The sequence below is a fragment of the Streptomyces sp. NPDC020875 genome, assembly GCF_040641415.1.
Taxonomy (GTDB): Bacteria; Actinomycetota; Actinomycetes; order Streptomycetales; family Streptomycetaceae; genus Streptomyces.
This window is the reverse complement of sequence record NZ_JBFADP010000021.1, coordinates 95,752-115,157: the sequence shown is the minus strand read 5'-3', so window position 1 is coordinate 115,157 and position 19,406 is coordinate 95,752. Positions and strand designations below refer to the sequence as shown.

Sequence of the window (19,406 nt, the reverse complement as noted above, 5' to 3'; positions counted from 1 at the left end):
CGGTTACATTCCGAACCCGGAAGCTAAGCCTTTCAGCGCCGATGGTACTGCAGGGGGGACCCTGTGGGAGAGTAGGACGCCGCCGAACAATCTTTAGAAAAGGCCCCGCACTTTGTGCGGGGCCTTTTCGCGTTTTACCTCCCCCGCCTACTGCGGGCTGACCAGCTTGGTGTCATAGGCGAGGATGACCGCCTGGACCCGGTCGCGGGCGCCCGTCTTCGCCAGGATGCGGGAGACATGGGTCTTCACCGTCGACTCCGCGAGATGGAGCCGGGTGGAGATCTCGGTATTGGTCCAGCCCTGGGCGACCACGGTCAGGATCTCCCGTTCCCGTTCCGTGAGCCCCGTGATTCTCCGGTCGTCGGCCGGGTCCGCCCCCGTCGCGGATACCGTCGTCGGCAGCCGGTGGGCGAAGGTGTCGAGAAGTCGGCGGGTCAGACTGGGGGCCACCACGGCATCGCCCGAGGCGACCGCGCGAATCCCGGCCAGCAACTCCTCCGGATAGGCGTCCTTGACGAGGAAACCCGAGGCTCCCGCGCGCAGCGCGTCGTACGCGTACTCGTCCAGATCGAAGGTCGTGAGGATCAGGACCCGGGTGCGGTCACCGGTGGCGACGATGCGGCGGGTGGCCTCGATGCCGTCGAGACCGGGCATCCGGATGTCCATCAGAACCACATCGGGGTGCAGCTCGGCGGTGAGACGTACCGCCTCCGCGCCGTTCGCGGCCTCGCCGACGACCGTCATGTCGTCCTGGCTCTCCAGCAGCATCCGGAAGCCGAAGCGCTGCATGGGCTGGTCGTCGGTGATCAGGACGGTCGTCATCGGAGGGCTTCCTCGGCGGTGGGGGCGGGGAGGGGGAGACGGAGCCGGACCTGCCAGCCGCCCCCGGGGAGGGGGCCGGATTCGAGGGTGCCGTCGTAGAGGGCGGCGCGTTCCCGCATGCCCGTGATGCCCCGGCCCTCGGTGGCGGGCGGGGACGGGTCGGCGGGGCCCGTATCGGTGACGGTCACCGTCAGGTCCCGTGGTGTCAGGGCGAGGGCGACCGATGCCGTGGTGCCCGGCGGGGTGTGTTTCAGGGTGTTGGTGAGGGCTTCCTGGACCACGCGGTAGACCGTCAGTTGCTGTCCCCCGGGCAGGGGGATCGCCGGGCCGTCCGTGGTGAGGCGTACCGGCAGACCGGCGGCCCGGACGCCGGTGACCAGGTCGTCGAGGTCGGCGAGGGCGGGCTGCGGGGCGCGGTCGCCGGCCGGGGTGCCGGGCGAGTCGTCGCGTAGGACACCGAGGAGGCGGCGGAGTTCGGCCAGCGCCGTACGGCTGGTGTCGGAGATGGCGCCGAGGGCCTGGGCGGCCCGCTCGGGGGATTTGGCCGCCGCGTACCGGCCGCCGTCCGCGAGGCCGGTGATGACGGAGAGGTTGTGGCCGATGATGTCGTGCATCTCCCGGGCGATCCGGGTGCGTTCGGCGGCGGCGGCGAGCCTGACCTGCTGGTCGCGTTCGACTTCCAGCCGGCGGGCGCGCTCGACGAGGGACGCGGTGTACTCCTGGCGGGAGCGGACGGCGAAGCCGAGCAGGGCGACCAGGACGAAGAAGTAGAACGTGGGGACGAACGTCTGGTCCCAGCTGCCGACGGGGTGCCGGGTGGCGTCCAGCGCCACGGGCGCGGAGACCAGGCAGAGGACCCCGGCGAGGGTACGGAGCGGGAGGCGGAGCGCGATGCCGTAGACGACGATCATCTGGAGCAGCGCGGCCTGGAGACGGGCGCCGGTCCACGCGTTGAGGAAGAGGAACGGCAGCATCAGCAGCAGGGCCGGCAGCGGATGACGGCGGCGGATCATCAACGGCAGGGTGAGACCGAGCGACATGGCGAGTACCAGCCAGATCGGGACAGTGTCGACATTGCCGGGAATACGCTGCCAGCCGCCGCTTCCGACATCGATCAGGGCGGCCATGACCCAGAGCCCGGTGAGGGCGCCGTCCCAGATCCAGGGGCGCCGGACGTCGGCGGCGCGGACACGGCGGGCGGCCCGGGTGAGCCGGTCGCTGACGGGATGCGGCCCGGTCCGTGGCGGGTCGGCGGGGACCGGGCCGACCGGGGCCGGGACCCGCGGCGACGGCTTCGCGCCGGGGTCCCGGCCGGTCCGTGCCGAAGTCCGCTGTTCCGAGGTCACCGGGTCATCCTCGTACGGCTCCGGCTCATACGTCACGCCGTTTCAGCCGGGCCGCCGCCGCGAGCAGGATGCCCGCCGTCCACAGGACCAGGGCGAGCAGCCCGCCGCCGGGTGAGGCGCCGTCGGCCAGCGGCGCGGCGGTGTTGAGGGCCGCGAACGCCTCGGCCGGGAAGTAGTCGACGGCGTCCCTGACGGTGTCGTACGGCAGGGCGAGCAGGGTCTGCGGAACGATCAGTACCAGGGTGACGAAGCCGCCGATGGCGCCGGGGACCGAGCGGACGAGGGCGCCCGTGCCCAGGGCGATCAGCGCCAGCAGGGTCAGTCCGGCGGCGCTGCCGAGGAGACCGCGCGAGATGCCGGGGTCACCGAGGGACGCGGCCTGGTCGGTGTCGCCGTAGAAGATCTGGGTGAGGAGGAACGTGGCGAACGTCGTGACCAGGGTGACGGCGAGGACGACCGCGCCGAAGACCGCGGCCTTGGACCACAGGACGGGTGTCCGGCGGGGGACGGCCGTCATGGTGGAGCGGATCATTCCGGTCGAGTACTCCCCGGCGGTGACGAGGATGCCGAGGACGGCGAGCGCGACCTGGGCGAACTGAAAGCCGATCAGGGAGAGGACGAGGACGTCCATGTCGGCGTCCCCGCCGCCGTCCTCGTAGGTCGCGCCGATGGCGATGCCGAGGCCGACGGTGAAGGCGACGGCGGTCAGCAGGGTGATCCAGGTCGAGCGGACCGTCCACAGCTTGTGCCATTCGGCGCGCAGCGTCCGGGCGGTGGTGAGCCGGTGGGCCGGGCTGCTCATGCGGGGGTTCCTTCCGGGGCGGGCGTGGTGGCCTGGTACTCGACGGAGCTGTGGGTGAGGTCCATGAACGCCTGCTCCAGGGAGGCGGTGACGGGGGTGAGTTCGTACAGCGGGATCGAGAGGGCGGCCGCCGTACGGCCGATCAGGCGGCTGTCGGCGCCTCGGACGGTGAGCGTGCCCGGCGCGTCGGAGGAGAGCTGGACGCCGGGGCCCGCCAGGGCCTCCGCGAGGGCCGTGGCCTCGGGGGTGACGACCTTGACGGATGCGGCGCCCGCCGCCCGGACGAAGTCGGCCACGGTGGTGTCGGCGAGGAGCCGGCCCCGGCCGATGATCACCAGATGGTCGGCGGTCAGCGCCATCTCGCTCATCAGGTGAGAGGAGACGAATACGGTACGGCCCTCGGCGGCCAGGGACTTCAGGAGGGTGCGGATCCACAGGACCCCTTCGGGGTCGAGGCCGTTGGCGGGTTCGTCGAGGACGACGGCCGCCGGGTCGCCGAGGAGGGCGGCGGCGATGCCGAGGCGCTGGCCCATGCCGAGGCTGAAGCCCTTGACCCGGCGGTCGGCGACCTCGGCGAGGCCGGTGACGGCGAGGACGTGGGCGACCCGGGAGCGGGGGATGCCATGGGTGTGGGCGAGGGCCGTGAGGTGGTTGCGGGCGGTGCGGCCGGGGTGGAGCGAGCGGGCTTCGAGGAGGGCGCCGACTTCGGTGAGCGGGGCGTCGTGGGCTGCGTAGGCCCGGCCGCCGATGGTGGAACGGCCGCTGGTCGGGGTGTCGAGGCCGAGGAGCATACGCATGGTGGTGGACTTGCCCGCGCCGTTGGGGCCGAGGAAGCCGGTGACGGCGCCGGGCCTGACGGTGAAGCTGAGGTCGTCGACGACGGTTTTGGGGCCGCGGCCGCCGTGGGGGGTGCCGGGGGCGTCTTCGGGGCGTCCGCCGGGACGCTTTCCGGGGCGTTTTCCGGGGCGGGCGCGGCCGCCGTACACCTTGGTGAGTCCGTGGGCTTCGATCATGTCGTCGATGCTGTCGGGCGGGGCGCGGCGGATCGTCCGACCGGGGTGGGTGGTCGGGGCGGCGGCGTAGCACCCCGGTACTACGCGGCCGGTGGTGCTGCTCGGGGTCGGGGTCCGAGTCGGGGCCTGCGGGCGGGGCCTGCGGGCGGGGCGGCGGGGCCGGGATTTCCGGGATGTGCGGGCGGCCGGGGAGTTATCCACAGGGGGTGGTGCGGTGGCGGGGTGGCTTGGAAGATCGGGCCATGGAGTACGCGAGCAGGCCCGTGAGGGGCGACGAGTGGGCGCGGGCGCGGCGGTCCGGTCTCCGGGGAACGGCGGTGCCGGGTGGGGCTATCGGGGCCCTCAGTGGGGCAGGGGGTCCTGCCAGCGGGCGCGGGCCTGTTCCGGGGAGCGGAGGAGGACGAATACCGGCAGGCCGACAGCGGGGCCGCTGGTGAGGAGGGCCGGGACCTGAGGGAGCGGGGCGACGGCCGCCGCGTCGTCGAGGACGAGGGCGAGTGGTGGGTCGAGCCGGCCGGCGGATGACCGTGCGGCCATGCGGCGGCCGTGCTCGACCACGTCTGACGCCAGTGCCGTCAGCAGAGGCATCGCTCCGGGGTGGGCCTTGGGGTCCTCGATGGCCTCGCCCACCAGATAGAGGGTTCCCCCCTCGGCGATAAATGATTCCAGGGTGAGCGCGTCGGTTCGATTGGGCGTGCACGCCTCACGGATATGGATGGAGGAGAGCGACGCCAGCGCGCGGGCGACCAGTTGCTGGGCGATCTCCCGGCGTTCGGGGTGGGCGGTGAGGGCCGCCTCCAGCAGTCCGGCGAGTCCGGCGGTGGCCTTGGTGTGGGTGCGGAGGATCCGTACGGACTCCTGGGTGTTGATGCCCTGCGCCCAGCGGTGGACCTGCTTGAAGGGGCGGCCGTCCACGGCGGCGGCGTGCAGCCAGCAGCGGAGCAGCGTTTCGGCGGTATCGGCCATGGCGGCGTCGATCCGGGCGTGCGGCCGGACCGGTGCCAGCAGGGCGACGGCCCTGGCCTGGGCGGTCGACGCGTCCTCGCAGTGCGCGGCCGGGTTCCAGTGGAGCCGGGCGGGGGCGTCGCAGAGATGGCCGGGGTCGTAGACGAGGACGGGGCCGAGTTTGGCCCTGGCGTCCTTGGTCTCGGTCCAGACAGCGGGATCGGAGGTAACGACGAGCAGGGGGCCCTCGGCCTCCCGGACCGCCTTGACGGCGGCGGGACGGCGGGCCGAGGGAGCGCCGAAGAAGACCCGGGGGGTGGTTGCGTCCCGGGGGGCCGGGACCGCGGGCGCCGGGACGGCCGCGGGGTCCTGGTCCGGGTGCGGGTCGTGGTGAGGGGCCGTTGTCGCCGTGGCCGGAGGCGATGGCGGCGGGGCGGCTCCGGCGTACGGGGACGGTCCGGGATCCGGGTGCGCCGCCGGTGCGGAGGAGGAGGTCGGTGCGGGGGTCGGTTCCGGTCGGCTCCGTGGGGGTACGGCGGGGCCGGGGCGCTTGCCGTACGGGTCGCGGTACGGCTCCCGATGGGCTTCGTACGCCGCGGGGTCCGGGTCGTGGTGGGCCTCGTCGGTCTCGTACCGGTCGTGCGGGTCGTACCGCTCGTGCCGGGTGGGCCGTCGCTCGTCGGCCGCCCGCCGGTTCGCGCGTACCGCCTTCCAGCGGGCGAGGGTGCCGACCACGAAGACCGTCAGCACGGCGAGCAGCATCAACTGGCCGATGGCGAGGCCCCAGAAGAGGCCGTAGCCGGAGAGTTCGCCCGGCGGGGTGCCGGGCCAGGCCGCGGGCAGTTCGCCCGGGGCGCCGATCAGGGACCGCAGTGCGGGAGGAGTGTTGGTGAAGGTGACACCGGTGGGCCAGGAGCCGTGGGCGAGCAGTCCGGCGAGCCCGGTGGCGGACCAGACCAGGAACAGGGCGGTGACGCCGAGTCCGATCACCCCGACGATCAGACCGTCGGGGACGCCGCCGCCACCCGCGCGCCGGCCGTTGCCGGGGCCCGGGCGAGGGTGGCGGTCGTGCTCGTACCGCACGTCAGGCGACCGTCGATTCGGAGGCGTTCGAAGCGTCCGCCGTGCCTTCGCCGTACTGTCGGCGCTGGCGTTCCATCAGCGCCGCCCGCTGCTCCGCCTCCCATTCCGCGGCCTCGATCTCCTCCGGAAGCGGACGGGACGACTCCGTCATGGCCCGGTCCGTGAACACGAGGGGGCGTTCGGCCTCGGTGACCAGGTGTTTGACGACCTGTACGTTGCCGTTGACGTCCCAGACGGCGATACCGGGGGTCAGGGTGGGGATGATCTCGACGGCCCAGCGGGGCAGTCCGAGGACTTGGCCGGTGGCGCGGGCCTCGTCGGCCTTCTGGGCGTAGATCGTCCGGGTGGAGGCCATTTTGAGGATCGCGGCGGCTTCCTTGGCCGCCGCGCCGTCCACGACGTCGGAGAGATGGTGGACGACGGCGACGAAGGAGAGTCCGAGCCGTCGGCCGAACTTCAGCAGCCGCTGGAAGAGCTGGGCCACGAAGGGGCTGTTGATGATGTGCCACGCCTCTTCGACCAGGAAGATGCGCTTCTTCCGGTCGGGGCGGATCCAGGTGTGCTCCAGCCAGACGCCGACGATCGCCATCAGGATCGGCATGGCGATGGAGTTGCGGTCGATGTGCGAGAGGTCGAAGACGATCAGCGGGGCGTCGAGGTCGATCCCGACGGTCGTGGGGCCGTCGAACATGCCGCGCAGATCGCCGTCGACGAGCCGGTCGAGGACGAGGGCGACATCGAGGCCCCAGGCCCGTACGTCGTCTATGTCGACGTTCATCGACTCGGCGGACTCGGCCTCGGGGTGGCGGAGCTGCTCCACGATGTCGGTGAGGACGGGCTGGCGGTCGGTGATGGTCTCGTTGACATAGGCGTGGGCGACCTTGAGGGCGAAGCCGGAGCGTTCGTCCAGGCCGTGGCCCATCGCCACCTCGATGATGGTGCGCAGCAGGGCGAGCTGGCCGGTGGAGGTGATCGACGGGTCCAGCGGGTTGAGCCGGATCCCGCCGTCGAGCGCCGTCATCGGGTCGAGCCGGATGGGGGTGATGCCGAGCTGTTCGGCGACGAGGTTCCATTCGCCGACGCCGTCCTCGCCCTGGGCGTCGAGGACGACGACCTGGCGGTCGCGGAACCGGAGCTGCCGCAGGACGTAGGTCTTCTCCAGCGCCGACTTGCCGTTGCCGGACTCGCCGAGGACCAGCCAGTGGGGTGCGGGGAGCTGCTGCCCGTACAGCTGGAAGGGGTCGTAGATATAGCCCTTGCCGCTGTAGACCTCCCGCCCGATGATCACGCCGGAGTCGCCGAGGCCGGGCGCCGCGGTGGGCAGGTAGACGGCCTGTGCCTGTCCCGTGGAGGTACGGACCGGCAGCCGGGTGGTCTCGACCTTGCCGATGACGAAGGAGGTGAACGCCTCGGTGACGGCGGACAGCGGATCTCGCACAAGTGGCCCCTAACGGCGGATGCCGGTCGCGAACGGCAGCGTGTTCACAAAGGCCCGGTGGTGCTCGCGGTCGCACCATTCCAGCTTCAGATACGACTTGCCGGCCGACGCCCGGATGGTCCGCTTGTCGCGGGCCAGGGCCTCGGGCGAGCGGGACGACACCGTGATGTACCCGACGAGATTGACCCCGGCCGCGCCGGAGGCGAGATCTTCACCCCGCTGGTCGAGTCGGCCGTGGGCGGCGATGTCACGGGGGTCGACGGTCCGGTTCATCTTGGCGGCGCGGCTGGCGTCGGCCTCGTCGTTGGTCTTCTCGGTGAGCATCCGCTCGATGGCGACCTCGGTGGGTTCGAGATCCATGGTGACGGCGACGGTACGGATCACGTCCGGGGTGTGGACGAGGAGGGGGGCGAGGAAGTTGACGCCGACGGGGGTCATCGGCCACTCCTTCACCCACGCGGTGGCGTGGCACCAGGGGGCGCGGGTGGCGGACTCGCGGGTCTTGGCCTGGAGATAGGTGGGCTCCACGGCGTCCAGCTCGGCGGGCCAGGCGTTCCGCTTGGTCATGGCCTGGATGTGGTCGATGGGGTGGTCGGGGTCGTACATGGAGTGCACGAGGGACGCCAGCCTGCCCTGGCCGAGGGGCTGGCGGACCCGGATGTCGGCCTCGGCGAGCCGGGCGCAGATATCGGTCAGCTCGCGGGCCATGACGACGGCGAGTCCGGCGTCCTTGTCGAGCTTGCGGCCCTTGCCGTTGTGGCGGGCGGCCCGGGCCATGGCGTGGGCCTCGGCGGCGAGTTCGCGGGAGTAGTGCATACAGGCGACGAGATAGGCCCGGTGCTGCTCGCTGGAGGTGGAGACCATCGACTGGAGCTGGTCGTAGGAGTCGCGGAGCCATTCGGGGGCGCGCTCGTCGCCGCGCTGGGCGACGTCCTTGGCGTGAGCGTCGGGGTCGGCGGGCAGGGTGCGGGCCAGCATCTGGATCCGGGTGACGAAGCCGTCGCCGTTGGCGACGTGCTTCAGCAGGGTGCCGAAGCGGTCGACGAGGGCTTCCTGGTCCTCGCTGTCCCGCAGTCCGACGCCGGGGCCCTCGATCTCGATGGCGGCGGTGACGGTCCGCCGGTCGGCGTGGAGGAGTACGGCGATCTCGTCGGGGCCGAAGGGGGCGGAGAGCCAGCTGATCCGGCCGATGCCGGGCGGCGGGCCGATCTCGATCTCGCGGCCGTCGAGCCGGGTTCCGGCCTCCTGGGCGGCGGAGCGGTAGAGCGTGCCGCCGCGAAGGGTCCGCTTGAAGCTCCGGTTGATCTCGAACCAGCGGTAGAACGTGCGGTGTTTGTACGGGAGGTAGACGGCGGCGAGCGCGATCATCGGAAAGCCCGCCAGCAGCACGATCCGGGGTACGAGATAGGGGACCAGCAGTCCGCTCATCATGCCGAGGAACGCACCGGCGATGATCAGGGCGATTTCGCCGGTCTCGCGGTTCTTGCCGATGATCGCGTTCGGCCGGGCCCGGCCGATGAGATACGTGCGGCGGGGCGCGATGGGATGGGAGTGGGTGGTCAACGCCCTCCACCTCCTGTACCTGTGCTCTTGCGGTTGCTGTGCGGGGTGTTGGTGCTCGGCGCCGCGCTACGGGGCGGGGGCGCGGCGGCCCCGCCCGTACCACCGCCGGAGGGGCGGCTCGCATGGGCGGCCACTCCGCCGCCCACGGGGTTGGCGGGGCGGGCCGCGGCGGCTCCGCCACCGCCTTCGCCGCCGGAGGCGGAGCGGGTGCTGTGGGTCTTGATGCCCTGGGAGACCAGGGCGGCGGGGGAGCTGATCACGGCGGCGGCACGGTTCTCGACTCCGCCCTGGACGCGGTTGTTGCGGGCGGCGACGATCTCGTCGCCGAAGCCGGGGACGAAGCGGTAGATCATCGCGGAGGCGACGATCGCCAGGATGACGATCGCGAGGCCGGAGACGACGGCGGAGAAGGAGTCCGGGCCGTCGTCGCCCGCGAGGGCTCCGGCGAGTCCGAGGACGATCAGGATCACCGGTTTGACCAGGATGATCGCGATCATGATTCCGGCCCAGCGGCGGACGTGGCCCCACATGTTCTTGTCGACGAGCCCGGAGTAGACGACGACGCCGAGGAGGGCGCCGACGTAGAGCAGTACGGCCCGGATGAACAGCTCCAGATAGAGCACTCCGGCGGCGATGATCGTCACCATCGAGACCACGATCAGCATGATCGGGCCGCCGCCGATGTCGTTGCCCTTCTTCAGGGCTTCCGAGAAGGCGCCGAAGAACTGGTCGGTCTCGTCCTTGGTGCCGCCCGCGATGACCTCGGAGATCCCGTCGGTCGCCGAGACCAGGGTGTAGAGGATCAGCGGGGTGAAGGCGGACGCCAGGACGGTGAGCCAGAGGAAGCCGATGGCCTCGGAGATCGCGGTGAGCAGCGGTACGCCGCGGATGGCGCGCTTGGCGACGGCCAGCAGCCAGATGATCAGGGTGAGGACGGTGGCGGCGGCGAAGACGACGGCGTACTGGGAGAGGAAGGTGGAGTTGGTGAAGTCGACCTCGGCGGTGGACTTCACGGCCTTGGCGAGGGTGTCGACGGTCCAGGCGGCGGCCTCGGCGCAGCCGCGGGCGAGGATGGTGAGCGGGGAGTCGACGACGTCGCCGGGGGAGTTGGTGGTGCCGACGGAGCCTTCGCCGCCCTCGCAGCGGGCCCGGGAGGGGCCGCTGAGCATCCGGCATTCCGGGTTGCCGGTGGAGCTGGGGCTCGGGGTGGGCGTCGGCTCGGCCGCGGCGGGGGCCGCCAGCAGGACGACCGAGGTCTGCAGGGCGGCCAGCGCGGCGGTGATCCCGGTCGCGGCGGGCAGGGCCCGGAACGCCGTGCCGCCGTGCCGGCCTGCGGGGCGGTTAGCGGGCATAGGTGAACCCTCCGAACTGCTGGACGGCGTCCGCCATCTCCTTGGAGCCCGATGCCGTCTGGTCGCGGCCGACCGGCACGGGGCCGTCCTTCTGGGTGTGGTTCACGATCTTCCAGTCGCCGTCGGCCCAGCGGAGCTGGAGGGTGCTGGTGTACCAGCTCTCGGTGACCGGGTTCCTGGAGTTCTCCCCGGCGAGCCCGAACAGGGCGGAGTACCAGACGGAGACCTTGGCCTCGTTCTTGCCGAAGCTCTCGACCTTGGCGCCCATGGGGTTGTGGCGGGTGACGAAGGTGAGGCCGTCGGGGACCGTGCCGTCGGGGTTGAGGCCGATTCCGGAGAGCAGTTCCTTGCCGGAGTACGCCTTGTCGAGGTCGCCCCGCCGGGCGTCGGCGACATCGGGGGCGTAGACCGTGTCGACGATCAGGTTCCGGCGGTCCTTCTCGTACATGCCGTCGGAGCCCAGGGCCACTGTGTAGTTCGCGGCGGCGCTCTGGGCGCCCTGGGTGTCGCGGGAGTAGCCGGTGGGGATGCCGTCCGTCTTGCCCTTGACGGGTCGGACGCCGGTCGGGGCGGTCGGGGAGGTGGCCCGGCCGTCGTTGGTGCCGCCCGAGGCGTTCTGGTCGTCGTCGCCGCCCTGGTTGGCGAAGGCGATCGCGGCGATGAGGAGCACCACGACTCCGACGACGGTGATCAGGGAGCGGGAGGGCCGGACCGGGCGGCGGGCGGGGCCGTGGAGGTCGTCGTCGAGGGCGCCGGGCAGCCGGGTGCGGGTCTGGCCGGTGCCGCCGTACGGGTCGTCGGGGGCGCCGCCGGAGCGGTAGCCGTGGTCGTCGGGCGGGTTCATCGCGCGGCCTTCCCCCGGGTCCCCCGGGGCCTGTGACGGGGCTGGCGCCCCCCGGTGCCGTCCCGTCCCGCGCGCTCCGCGGCCCGTGTCTCCGCCGTACGTCCCGCGACGGGTACGGCGCCGCGCCGTCCGGCGCCGTGCGGCGCGGCCGGGCGGTGACCCTCCGTCAGAGGGTTCGGGGACGTCGCGGGGTGCGAGGTCGTCGGGGGAATCGGGGGCGTCGAGGACATCGGGGGGTCGCAACCTCTGAGGGTGGTCCGGACTCTCGGGTCGGCTGGGTTACGGGCTGGGAGCTGGGAGACGCGGGTGAGGGTCCGCGTACCCGGCCGGGTTCGGGGTCTGTAGCTGTAGCCGTATCGCGGACAAATCGGATAGGAGACTCAAAGGATAGGGAGCGGGGCGCTTCGGTGTGGGAAGCGGGTCGGGTCCGGGGATGAGGTCGGGTCAGACGGCCATCCCGTACACGATGGTGAAGACCGTCCCCAGCGACCCGATGATGAAGACGCCGGTCAGTCCGGCGACGATCAGGCCCTTGCCCTGTTCGGCGCTGAAGGTGTCCCGGAGCGCCGTCGCTCCGATGCGCTGCTTGGCCGCGCCCCAGATCGCGATGCCGAGGCAGATGAGGATGGCGATCGCCATCACCACTTCGATCATCACCCGGGCCTCGTTCCCCAGGCTCCCGAACGGGCCCCAGTTCGGCGCGATGCCGCCGATGATGGTGTTGATGTCGCCCTTTTCAGCTGCCAGGATCATCTGTAACTCACCGCCCATGTCGGGTTGTTCGCCGCCCGTGCCCCTCGGCATGGGCCATCGCTCTATCTTCGCTGATGAAACCGCCCGAGTATGCCGACTTGGCGGGTCTCTTTACCCGATCTCCGCACGTATGACCGATCATTGCCCCTCTGACCTGCGGCGAAGGGGTTCGCGATCATCGAGTGGAGCCCGTACCGTCACTCTATGTATCACGGAGCGTGACTCCGGGCAATGACTGTCGTTGATCCACCTTTGGGGCGCTCCTCACGTTTCGGACGGGCCGCGGGTGCGTTCGCGGGTGCGGTCGTGGTGTGACGACGGAGTCCCGGTGGGGTGCCTGGGGTGTGCCTGAGGGGTGCTGACGGAGGGTCGGGGCGAAGGTCGGGTGCGGAGGCCGGGGCGGGCGGTTCGCCCGGCGCGTCCGCCCGGCGTGCCGCCATGGTCACCCCCGTCACACGGCCGGAACAGGGCGCACGGGGAGCGCAGGGAGGGAGAAGGCCCGTCCGCGCGGGCGACCCGGGCGGACGGTGGCCGGGCCGGGACCCGGCGGGCGCAGGGGCGCGAACCGCTGTGCGATGGCGCGCGCCTCCGTCCACCTCCTGAACCGTGTGTCACCCGCCTACACTGGCGCTCGTGGACTCCGGTCGCGTGGAAGGCGGTTGACGGTGCGTAAGGCGTGGCTGGTCGCGGGCGTCTCCGTCGGGGGGTGTCTGGCCTTTCTCGCATTGCTCGTCGTCGGTACGTACTCACTTGCCGCGGGGACCACCGGAGTGGGTGGTTCCGGCGGGGCGGTGGCCCTGGCCAAGGGGGCCGTACCCGCTCGCTATCAGTCACTCGTCCAGCGCTGGGGCAATCTCTGTCCGGCGATCAACCCGGCGCTGCTCGCCGCCCAGCTCTACCAGGAGTCCGGGTGGAATCCCCGGGCCCAGAGCCACGCGGCGGCGCAGGGCATCGCCCAGTTCATCCCCGGCACCTGGGCGGCGCACGGCATCGACGGCGACGGCGACGGCGACCGGGACGTCTGGGATCCGGCGGACGCGATCCCGTCCGCCGCGACCTACGACTGCAAGATCGCCGGATATGTGAAGAAGGTCCCCGGGGATCCGACGAACAATATGCTCGCCGCCTACAACGCGGGTGCCTACGCGGTCATCCGGTACGGCGGCGTCCCGCCGTACAAGGAGACCCAGAACTACGTCCGGATCATCCGCACCCTGGAGAAGAGCTTCGCCCGGCCCGTCGGGCGGGTGGACCCCTCCCGGCAGGCCGCCGGGGCGATCAACTTCGCCCAGCAGCAGCTCGGCAAGAAGTACCTCTGGGGCGGCAACGGGACACCGGAGCACGGCGGCCGGTTCGACTGTTCGGGGCTGACCCAGGCCGCGTACCGCACCGTACGCATCGAACTGCCCCGGGTGGCGAACGACCAGTACAACGCCGGTCCGCATCCCCCCAGGGACGAGCTGCTCCCCGGGGATCTGGTCTTCTTCTCGGACGATCTCACCAACTCACGGGCCATCCGGCACGTGGGGATCTACGTCGGAGGCGGGTACATGATCAATGCCCCCAGACCGGGTGCCGTGATCCGGTTCGACAAGATCGACACCCCGGATTACTTCGGCGCGACCAGAGTCACCGAGGATGGCGCGAAATCGCTGCCGACGCATCCGCCGTCCGCCTGACGGGCGGACCGGACGCCGACGCTCAGCGCCGGGTCCGCCGCTCCGCTGCGCGCCGGGTTCACCACCGGCCCGCTGCCGGCCCGCCCCGGCGGAGCGTCCGGCGGGGCGGCGGCACCCGGTGGCGGGGCGGGGTCCGAAGCCGGGGCGGGTCCTGCCCGCCGCTGGCCGAAAGGTGTCCGGCGGGGTCCGGCCGGGCCCCGGGGGCGCCCCGCTGAACTGGGATGACGGGTATCTCTTCGATAACGTCATGGTGATCGTTCGGTGGAGGTTGGAACGTACACCTTCGACGGGCCGTTCCCTGGACGGAGCGGCCGCGGCGCCCGCCGGAACCGGCACCGGGCCCGTGGGCGTCGGTTCTCGAACGGGCGGAGATCACAAAGCTCATGGAGAACGCAGAGATCATGGTGGTCCGGGCAGTCCGGGCGGCCGGTGTGTTCCGGGCGGCCGGGCGGTGAGCGGCCGTACGGGAGCTTCCCGGGCCGCCCCACGGGCGGGCCGGTCCGACGGGCCGTACGGCCGGTCACGGGACCACACAGCACGGGGGTGCTGACGGCGGGCGCCGTGCGAGGGCGCGCCACCGTCGACGACAGGGCAATCGAGGGCCTTAAAGGGCCGTATGGAAGGCAAGGGGCAGCAGGAGATGGCTGGACTCGCCACAGGGGTATCCCCGGCGGAGTCGGAGGCGGGTTCGGCGGGGACGGTCTCCCTGGCGGAGTCGGGAGGGTCCGCGGGCCTCGACGTCGGCCTGCTCCACGACATCAACGGTCTGGCGAAGGCGGCACCGCCGTGGCTCGACCGGATCATGGGCTTCATCGGCGAGTACGGCATCATGCTCGGCCTCGTCGTGGTGGGCCTCTGGGCCTGGTGGTCCGCGCGGAGCCGGCCCGGGACGATGGAGGACTCCGTCAACGGGTTCACGGCGCTGATGTGGGCGCCCCTGTCGGCGGCCGTCGCGCTGGTGATCAACATCCCGATCCGCGGCTTCGTGGAACGGCCGCGTCCGTTCGTCCATGACAAGTCGCTCGAAGTCCTGGTCGAGGGCAAGACGGACTTCTCGTTCGTCAGTGACCACTCGACGATGGCGATGGCGATCGCCGTCGGAATCTTCCTCGCCCACCGCAAGCTCGGCTGGGCGGCCCTCGGCCTCGCCTTCGCGGAGGGCTTCCTCCGGATCTACATGGGCGTGCACTACCCCACCGACGTCATCGGCGGCTTCGCCCTCGGTACGGCGGTCACCCTGCTGCTCGCGCCCCTCGCCCAGTTGCTGCTCACCCCGGTCACCAGGGCGATCGCCGGATCGTCGAAGGGCGTCTGGATGGTGCGCTCCAAGAACGCGGGCCCGGGCCGGGCCGAGCCGCTGGGCATCCCGGAGCCCCGGGGCGACGGCGCGGGCGAGAAGGGCCTCGCGGCCTGACCGGCCCCTGACGCCCCCGCCCCGCCCCGCGCGGGGCGGACACGAGTACGAGGAAGGGCCCGGAGCCCGCCGCCACAGCGGTACGGCTCCGGGCCTTTCGGCTGCCCGGAGGCGTACGGGACCGGGACCGGACCGGGCCGGGAGTCAGCGGCGGCCGCGCTGGCGGCGCTGGTGGCGGCGGACGATGAAGACCGTGCCCGCCGCCACGGCTATGCCCGTCGCGCCCACCGACAGGGAGCTCTCGATCGGACCGTCCGGCTTGGCGGCCACCTGCGAGGACGGTCCGGGAGCCGCAGCTGCCGGGCTCACCGGCAGCGCCACGGCCAACGCGGTGACGGCGGTGACGGCGGTGAGAGCGGCTATTCGGGCGGCGGCGGCCGGGGCCGGGGTTCCGGGCATGGCGGGGTCCTCAGATCGGTGACGGTCCGGGCGATCGTCCGGACGGCGGTTCGTACGGAGCAGTGCGTACGGAGCGGGGCGGGCGGTCCGGTTCGTACGGAGCGGGGCGGGCGAAGCGGGGCCTACGGGCCCGGACGGCCGCCGGGCCCGTACAACAGAGGGACGGGGCGGCGTACGACCACGGGGTGACGGGACGTCCGCCGGGGACCTCTGCGCCACCCCTTGCTCCCAGCTCACCTGCGCCGCCCGCGCCCCGCCATCCGGGTACACCCGTTCGAGCGACGGACCGGGCGGCCCGAGGACCCCGTCATGCCCCGGAACCCCGGCCGCGAACGCCCCCCCCGCCCGGACCTACAGCGCCTGGGGGAAATCGAAGACGCGGTCCGGGTCGTACCGGGACTTCAGCCGGGCCAGCCCGTCCGCCGACCGGCCGTAGTAGGCCCGCCGCCAGTCCGTCAGCCGGGGGTCGGTGTAGTTCTGGTACGCCGCCCCCGACGCCCACGGCCGCAGTGCCGTACGGGTCCGGCTGAGCCACTCCTGTTCGGCGCGGCCCGCCGTACCCGGTGCCCAGGCCGCCGTGTACTGGGCCAGGACCCGGGACCGGCGGTGCGTGAACGCGGTGGCCCGCGGGTCCACCCGGTTCACCGCGCCGCCCAGCGCCGTCAGCTGGATCGTCGCCTCGCCCCGGCCCCGGGGGAGCCGGGTGAACGCCTCGGCCGCCGAGATCAGCGCCCGGACCCCGGGCCCGGGCAGTACCCGGTCGTAGAAGTCGGACGAGGCGGCGTACGTCTCCCGGGGCAGCGCGCCCGCCCGGCTGCGGCCGGGGGTGGCGCCGGGCAGGGCGCACTGTTCGTCGCCGAGGGCCGCGCAGCCCGCGTAGCCGAGCATGGCGTCGAGATGGGTCCTGGGCCGCAGGAAGACGCCGGAGGCGGACGCGCCCGCCGCGTCGGCCAGCCGGTCGACGGCGTTCCGCAGCGCGCCCTCGGTACCGAGGGAGAGTACGGAGACGGAGAGCGTGGGCTCGACCCGGCCGCCCCTGCCGGGGGCCGCGCCCAGATGGCAGCCGGACCAGATCTCGTCCGGCAGTTCGGGCGCCCAGCGCTGCCAGGCCGCCAGTACGGCCGCCGCCCGCGCCCACGGCCAGGTGAGATAGCCGGTGACCACGTCGGGCGCGGGATGGGTACGGAACCGCAGCCCGGTCACCACGCCGAAGTTGCCGTTGCCCGCGCCGCGCAGGGCCCGGAAGAGTTCGGGCTCCCGGCGGGCGTCGACCTCCCGGACCGTGCCGTCGGCGGTGACGATCGTGGCGGCCATGAGGTTGTCGCAGGTCAGACCGTACGCCCGGGAAGTGACACCATGTCCGCCGCCGAGGGCGAGCCCGGCCACCCCGACCGAGGCGCAGGATCCGGCGGGTACGGTACGGCCCACCCGGTCCAGGGTCCGGTAGAGGCCGATCAGCCGGGCCCCGGCGCCGACGTCGACGGCGTCCCGGCCGTCCGCGGTGACGGTGTCCAGCGGTGAGACGTCGATGATCAGCCGCCCGTCGCCGGAGGACCAGCCCGCGTACGAGTGGCCGCCGCCCCGGATCGCGACCCGGACCCCGTGGTCGCGGGCGAACCGCAGACACTCCCGGATGTCCTCGACCCCCTCGGCATAGGCCACGGCGGCGGGCCGCAGCCGGTCGAAGCGGGTGTTGTAGAGCTGGCGGGCGGTGGCGTAGTCGGCGTCGCCGGGGAGGACCAGCCGTCCGTCGAGACCCTCGCCGAGAGCCCGCCAGCGGGGCGCGCGGCCGGGCCGCCCGCCGTGGGCCGGTACGGACCGGCCGGCCGTGGGCGAGGGGGAGCGGGGCGCCGGTACGGAAGGGGAAGGGGCGGCGGAACCATCGCCTCCGCTCGGGGTGCATCCGGCGCTCGCGGCGAGAACGGCCGCCGCCGAGGCGAGCAGCGCGCGCCGGTCCATGGGGCCTCCCGCCCTTCGGGGTGCCGCCGGGCGCGCGGGGACGGGCGCGCGGCGAGTCGGCTGATCATCCGGGGTCATCCGGGATCACCGGGATCGTCCGGTGGCCCGGGCCCGGTGATCCGTACTCGGGGATACGTACCCCGATGCGGTACGTCTCATCTCCGGGCGGCGCACCCGGGGGCGCCCGGCCGGGGGCGTGCGCGGCTCTACAGAGGCGCGGCCTCCGGCGCGGCGGCCGGGTGCGCGGACGTCAGATGCTCGGCGGCGTCCGTACGGGCCCGGTCGCGGGACCGGCGGGCGGCCCCGTACCAGCCGCAGACGCAGCGGGCGAGGGCGAACGAGCCGCGTTCGACCGTGGTCGTGTCGTGGTGGGGGTGGTGGTGCGCGGGCGCGGGACCGTGGTCCGTGGAGGCTTGCGAGGGCACGGCACCACGGTACTGGTCCCGGCGGCCGGAGGCCCCTCCCGGGCGCCCGGTACCTACGGGCGCGGTTCCCACCGGAAGCGGGTCCACGGTGTGCGGCCCCACCGGCGTGCGGGCGCTACCGCCGGGGTGGGAACGCTCCGACGCGCCCCCGGGGGCGGGCGTGGCGGGGCACGGGGGCGCGTGACGGAGGGTCCGTGTGGTCGTTATGGGGAGCGGGTGGAGGTCTCTCGTGACCGGACGGCGGGTCCGGTGTTGGGGGTTGAGCGGAGCATGGTGGTGCAGCGGCACGGACGCAGGGGCGGGGCGGTCGCCGTCTCCGCCGTCGTTCTGGGGGCGATCGCGGTCACCGGCTGTGCGGGCCGCGCCGATCAGGGCGGGGCGGCCGGGCCGCAGGTGCAGCCCGTCGCCGACGAACGGCCCGGTACCGGCGATCCGGTGCTGACGGCCGCCGCCGACGGTCTGCTCGGCGCGGGCAGCGCCCGGACCAGGACGGCGATGGAGACCGCGGCGGGCGGGACCCGGGTGACCATCCGGGGCGAGGGCGGCTATGACTTCCGGCGCAGGACCGGGCGGCTGACGGTGGTTCTGCCCCGGGACCCCGCCGGGGCGGAGGAACACCTTCCGGTGACCGAACTCCTCACACCGGGGGCCCTTTATATGAAGAACCGGGGCGCCGGGGTGCCCGCCGACAAGTGGGTCCGGGTCGACACCACGACCCTGGAGGACGGCAATCTGGTCACCGGCGGCGCGACCGACCCCCTCGCGGCGGCCGAACTGCTGCGGGGCGTCCGTGAGGTCGCGTTCCTGGGCCGCGAGCGGATCGAGGGCACCGAGCTGCGCCACTTCCGGGGCACCGCCGATATCGCCCGGGCGGCCCGGATCGCCCGCCCGCACGCCCGGGGGGCGCTCAGGGCGGCGGCGAAAGGGTTCACCACGGTGACCGTGCCGTTCGACGCGTATGTGGACGACGAGGGGCGGTTGCGGAAGGTGCGCCACCGTTTCAGCTTCAGCAATGGCACCACCACCGTGGCCGTGACCTCGACCACGACGCTCTACGACTTCGGCGTGCCGGTGACGGTCCGGCTGCCCGATCCGGGTGATATCTACGCCGGAAGGATCAGAAGCTAAATGGTCCGGACGTGCCATGCGCGGTCCGTGGAGCACTGCCTACGCTAGGAAGTCGACACCGGAGGAAGAGGTGAACGCACGTGGCTCCGCCCAGTACGACGTTGGTCCAGGACCACGTGGCCCTCGCCGAGATCGAACTGTGTGGTGAGTTGATCATCGCGGCGTCCGCCGCGGACGGGGAACGGCTGAGCCCGGCCCGGATCGACGAGGTGCTGAAGGTCGCGGCGGAGCGCTCGGCGCTCGCGCGGCAGGACTGACCCGCGGCCCCGGCGGCGACGAGGCCGCCCGGGAGCGACCGACACGGACCGGCGCGGACCGACCGATACGGATGACAGCCGGAAGACCTACGGCGACCGGCCGCCGTCGACTGACAGGCGCATGACGACCGTACGAGGGCGTACGGCGGAGCACGACAGCGTACGAAGACGCCGGTGGGGCGGG

Annotated in this window: 17 protein-coding genes and 1 rRNA gene; 5 read left to right on the top strand and 13 right to left on the bottom strand. The window is 72.7% G+C overall.

Annotated elements, in window-relative coordinates; genetic code table 11:
- Nucleotides 1–88: ribosomal RNA gene (rrf, locus tag AB0G74_RS14815) — 5S ribosomal RNA — on the top strand; the annotation flags it as partial.
- A gap of 59 nt (nt 89–147) precedes the next feature.
- On the opposite strand, the gene AB0G74_RS14810 is transcribed toward rrf, so the two are convergent.
- From AB0G74_RS14810 to AB0G74_RS14765, 10 genes are all read right to left on the bottom strand, one after another.
- Nucleotides 148–822 (bottom strand): response regulator transcription factor, encoded by a 675-nt coding sequence (locus AB0G74_RS14810; protein WP_361145309.1) that lies wholly within the window; start codon nt 820–822, stop codon nt 148–150.
- Nucleotides 819–2,168 carry a sensor histidine kinase gene (locus AB0G74_RS14805; protein WP_361145306.1) on the bottom strand — a complete coding sequence of 450 codons (1,350 nt, stop codon included), beginning with the start codon at nt 2,166–2,168 and terminating at the stop codon, nt 819–821. The genes AB0G74_RS14810 and AB0G74_RS14805 overlap by 4 nt, the downstream gene beginning before the upstream one ends.
- Nucleotides 2,169–2,193: 25 nt before the next feature.
- Complete coding sequence (locus AB0G74_RS14800; protein WP_361145305.1) at nt 2,194–2,970, bottom strand: ABC transporter permease subunit; 777 nt, start codon at nt 2,968–2,970, stop codon at nt 2,194–2,196.
- Complete coding sequence (locus AB0G74_RS14795; RefSeq protein WP_361145302.1) at nt 2,967–3,983, bottom strand: ATP-binding cassette domain-containing protein; 1,017 nt, start codon at nt 3,981–3,983, stop codon at nt 2,967–2,969. The genes AB0G74_RS14800 and AB0G74_RS14795 overlap by 4 nt, the downstream gene beginning before the upstream one ends.
- A 342-nt stretch (nt 3,984–4,325) precedes the next feature.
- Nucleotides 4,326–5,918 carry a type VI secretion protein gene (locus AB0G74_RS14790; protein ID WP_361145337.1) on the bottom strand — a complete coding sequence of 531 codons (1,593 nt, stop codon included), beginning with the start codon at nt 5,916–5,918 and terminating at the stop codon, nt 4,326–4,328.
- A 94-nt stretch (nt 5,919–6,012) separates the two neighbouring features.
- The gene (locus AB0G74_RS14785) at nt 6,013–7,449 is read right to left on the bottom strand and encodes an ATP-binding protein (protein ID WP_361145299.1); all 1,437 of its coding nucleotides are present in this window, start codon (nt 7,447–7,449) and stop codon (nt 6,013–6,015) included.
- Between the two features lie 9 nt (nt 7,450–7,458).
- Nucleotides 7,459–9,012, bottom strand: a complete 1,554-nt coding sequence (locus AB0G74_RS14780; RefSeq protein WP_361145295.1) for an SCO6880 family protein — start codon at nt 9,010–9,012, stop codon at nt 7,459–7,461.
- The gene (locus AB0G74_RS14775; protein ID WP_361145292.1) at nt 9,009–10,364 is read right to left on the bottom strand and encodes a hypothetical protein; all 1,356 of its coding nucleotides are present in this window, start codon (nt 10,362–10,364) and stop codon (nt 9,009–9,011) included. The genes AB0G74_RS14780 and AB0G74_RS14775 overlap by 4 nt, the downstream gene beginning before the upstream one ends.
- A complete protein-coding gene (locus AB0G74_RS14770; RefSeq protein ID WP_361145289.1) occupies nt 10,354–11,208 on the bottom strand; it encodes a hypothetical protein in 855 nt (284 codons plus the stop codon). Before AB0G74_RS14770 ends, AB0G74_RS14775 begins: the two co-directional genes overlap by 11 nt.
- Before the next feature lie 444 nt (nt 11,209–11,652).
- Nucleotides 11,653–11,961, bottom strand: coding sequence for a hypothetical protein (locus tag AB0G74_RS14765; protein WP_358823248.1), 309 nt, complete (start codon nt 11,959–11,961; stop codon nt 11,653–11,655).
- 665 nt (nt 11,962–12,626) lie between these two features.
- Between AB0G74_RS14765 and AB0G74_RS14760 the strand changes: the two genes are divergently transcribed.
- Nucleotides 12,627–13,640, top strand: coding sequence for a bifunctional lytic transglycosylase/C40 family peptidase (locus AB0G74_RS14760; protein ID WP_361145333.1), 1,014 nt, complete (start codon nt 12,627–12,629; stop codon nt 13,638–13,640).
- A 640-nt stretch (nt 13,641–14,280) separates the two neighbouring features.
- On the top strand, nt 14,281–15,054 hold the full coding sequence (locus AB0G74_RS14755) for a phosphatase PAP2 family protein (RefSeq protein ID WP_361145286.1): 774 nt from the start codon (nt 14,281–14,283) through the stop codon (nt 15,052–15,054).
- Nucleotides 15,055–15,198: 144 nt separating this feature from the next.
- Here AB0G74_RS14755 and AB0G74_RS14750 read toward each other — a convergent pair whose 3' ends face one another.
- From AB0G74_RS14750 to AB0G74_RS14740, 3 genes are all read right to left on the bottom strand, one after another.
- Nucleotides 15,199–15,453, bottom strand: coding sequence for a hypothetical protein (locus AB0G74_RS14750; RefSeq protein ID WP_361145283.1), 255 nt, complete (start codon nt 15,451–15,453; stop codon nt 15,199–15,201).
- Nucleotides 15,454–15,804: 351 nt separating this feature from the next.
- Nucleotides 15,805–17,412 carry an FAD-dependent oxidoreductase gene (locus AB0G74_RS14745; protein WP_361145280.1) on the bottom strand — a complete coding sequence of 536 codons (1,608 nt, stop codon included), beginning with the start codon at nt 17,410–17,412 and terminating at the stop codon, nt 15,805–15,807.
- Between the two features lie 206 nt (nt 17,413–17,618).
- Nucleotides 17,619–17,837, bottom strand: coding sequence for a hypothetical protein (locus AB0G74_RS14740; protein WP_361145277.1), 219 nt, complete (start codon nt 17,835–17,837; stop codon nt 17,619–17,621).
- A gap of 270 nt (nt 17,838–18,107) precedes the next feature.
- Here AB0G74_RS14740 and AB0G74_RS14735 point away from each other — a divergent pair, with 270 nt between their 5' ends.
- Nucleotides 18,108–18,965, top strand: coding sequence for a hypothetical protein (locus tag AB0G74_RS14735; RefSeq protein ID WP_361145274.1), 858 nt, complete (start codon nt 18,108–18,110; stop codon nt 18,963–18,965).
- 80 nt (nt 18,966–19,045) lie between these two features.
- Nucleotides 19,046–19,222, top strand: a complete 177-nt coding sequence (locus AB0G74_RS14730) for a hypothetical protein (protein WP_358823217.1) — start codon at nt 19,046–19,048, stop codon at nt 19,220–19,222.
- Nucleotides 19,223–19,406: the final 184 nt, after the last annotated feature.

Excerpts from the sequence above, each read along its gene's own strand:
- AB0G74_RS14810 (WP_361145309.1), bottom strand. The coding sequence starts at position 822 with ATGACGACCGTCCTGATCACCGACGACCAGCCCATGCAGCGCTTCGGC.
- AB0G74_RS14800 (WP_361145305.1), bottom strand. The coding sequence starts at position 2,970 with ATGAGCAGCCCGGCCCACCGGCTCACCACCGCCCGGACGCTGCGCGCC.
- AB0G74_RS14795 (WP_361145302.1), bottom strand. The coding sequence starts at position 3,983 with ATGATCGAAGCCCACGGACTCACCAAGGTGTACGGCGGCCGCGCCCGC.
- AB0G74_RS14775 (WP_361145292.1), bottom strand. The coding sequence starts at position 10,364 with ATGCCCGCTAACCGCCCCGCAGGCCGGCACGGCGGCACGGCGTTCCGG.
- AB0G74_RS14770 (WP_361145289.1), bottom strand. The coding sequence starts at position 11,208 with ATGAACCCGCCCGACGACCACGGCTACCGCTCCGGCGGCGCCCCCGAC.
- AB0G74_RS14765 (WP_358823248.1), bottom strand. The coding sequence starts at position 11,961 with ATGATCCTGGCAGCTGAAAAGGGCGACATCAACACCATCATCGGCGGC.
- AB0G74_RS14755 (WP_361145286.1), top strand. The coding sequence starts at position 14,281 with ATGGCTGGACTCGCCACAGGGGTATCCCCGGCGGAGTCGGAGGCGGGT.
- AB0G74_RS14750 (WP_361145283.1), bottom strand. The coding sequence starts at position 15,453 with ATGCCCGGAACCCCGGCCCCGGCCGCCGCCGCCCGAATAGCCGCTCTC.
- AB0G74_RS14745 (WP_361145280.1), bottom strand. The coding sequence starts at position 17,412 with ATGGACCGGCGCGCGCTGCTCGCCTCGGCGGCGGCCGTTCTCGCCGCG.
- AB0G74_RS14735 (WP_361145274.1), top strand. The coding sequence starts at position 18,108 with ATGGTGGTGCAGCGGCACGGACGCAGGGGCGGGGCGGTCGCCGTCTCC.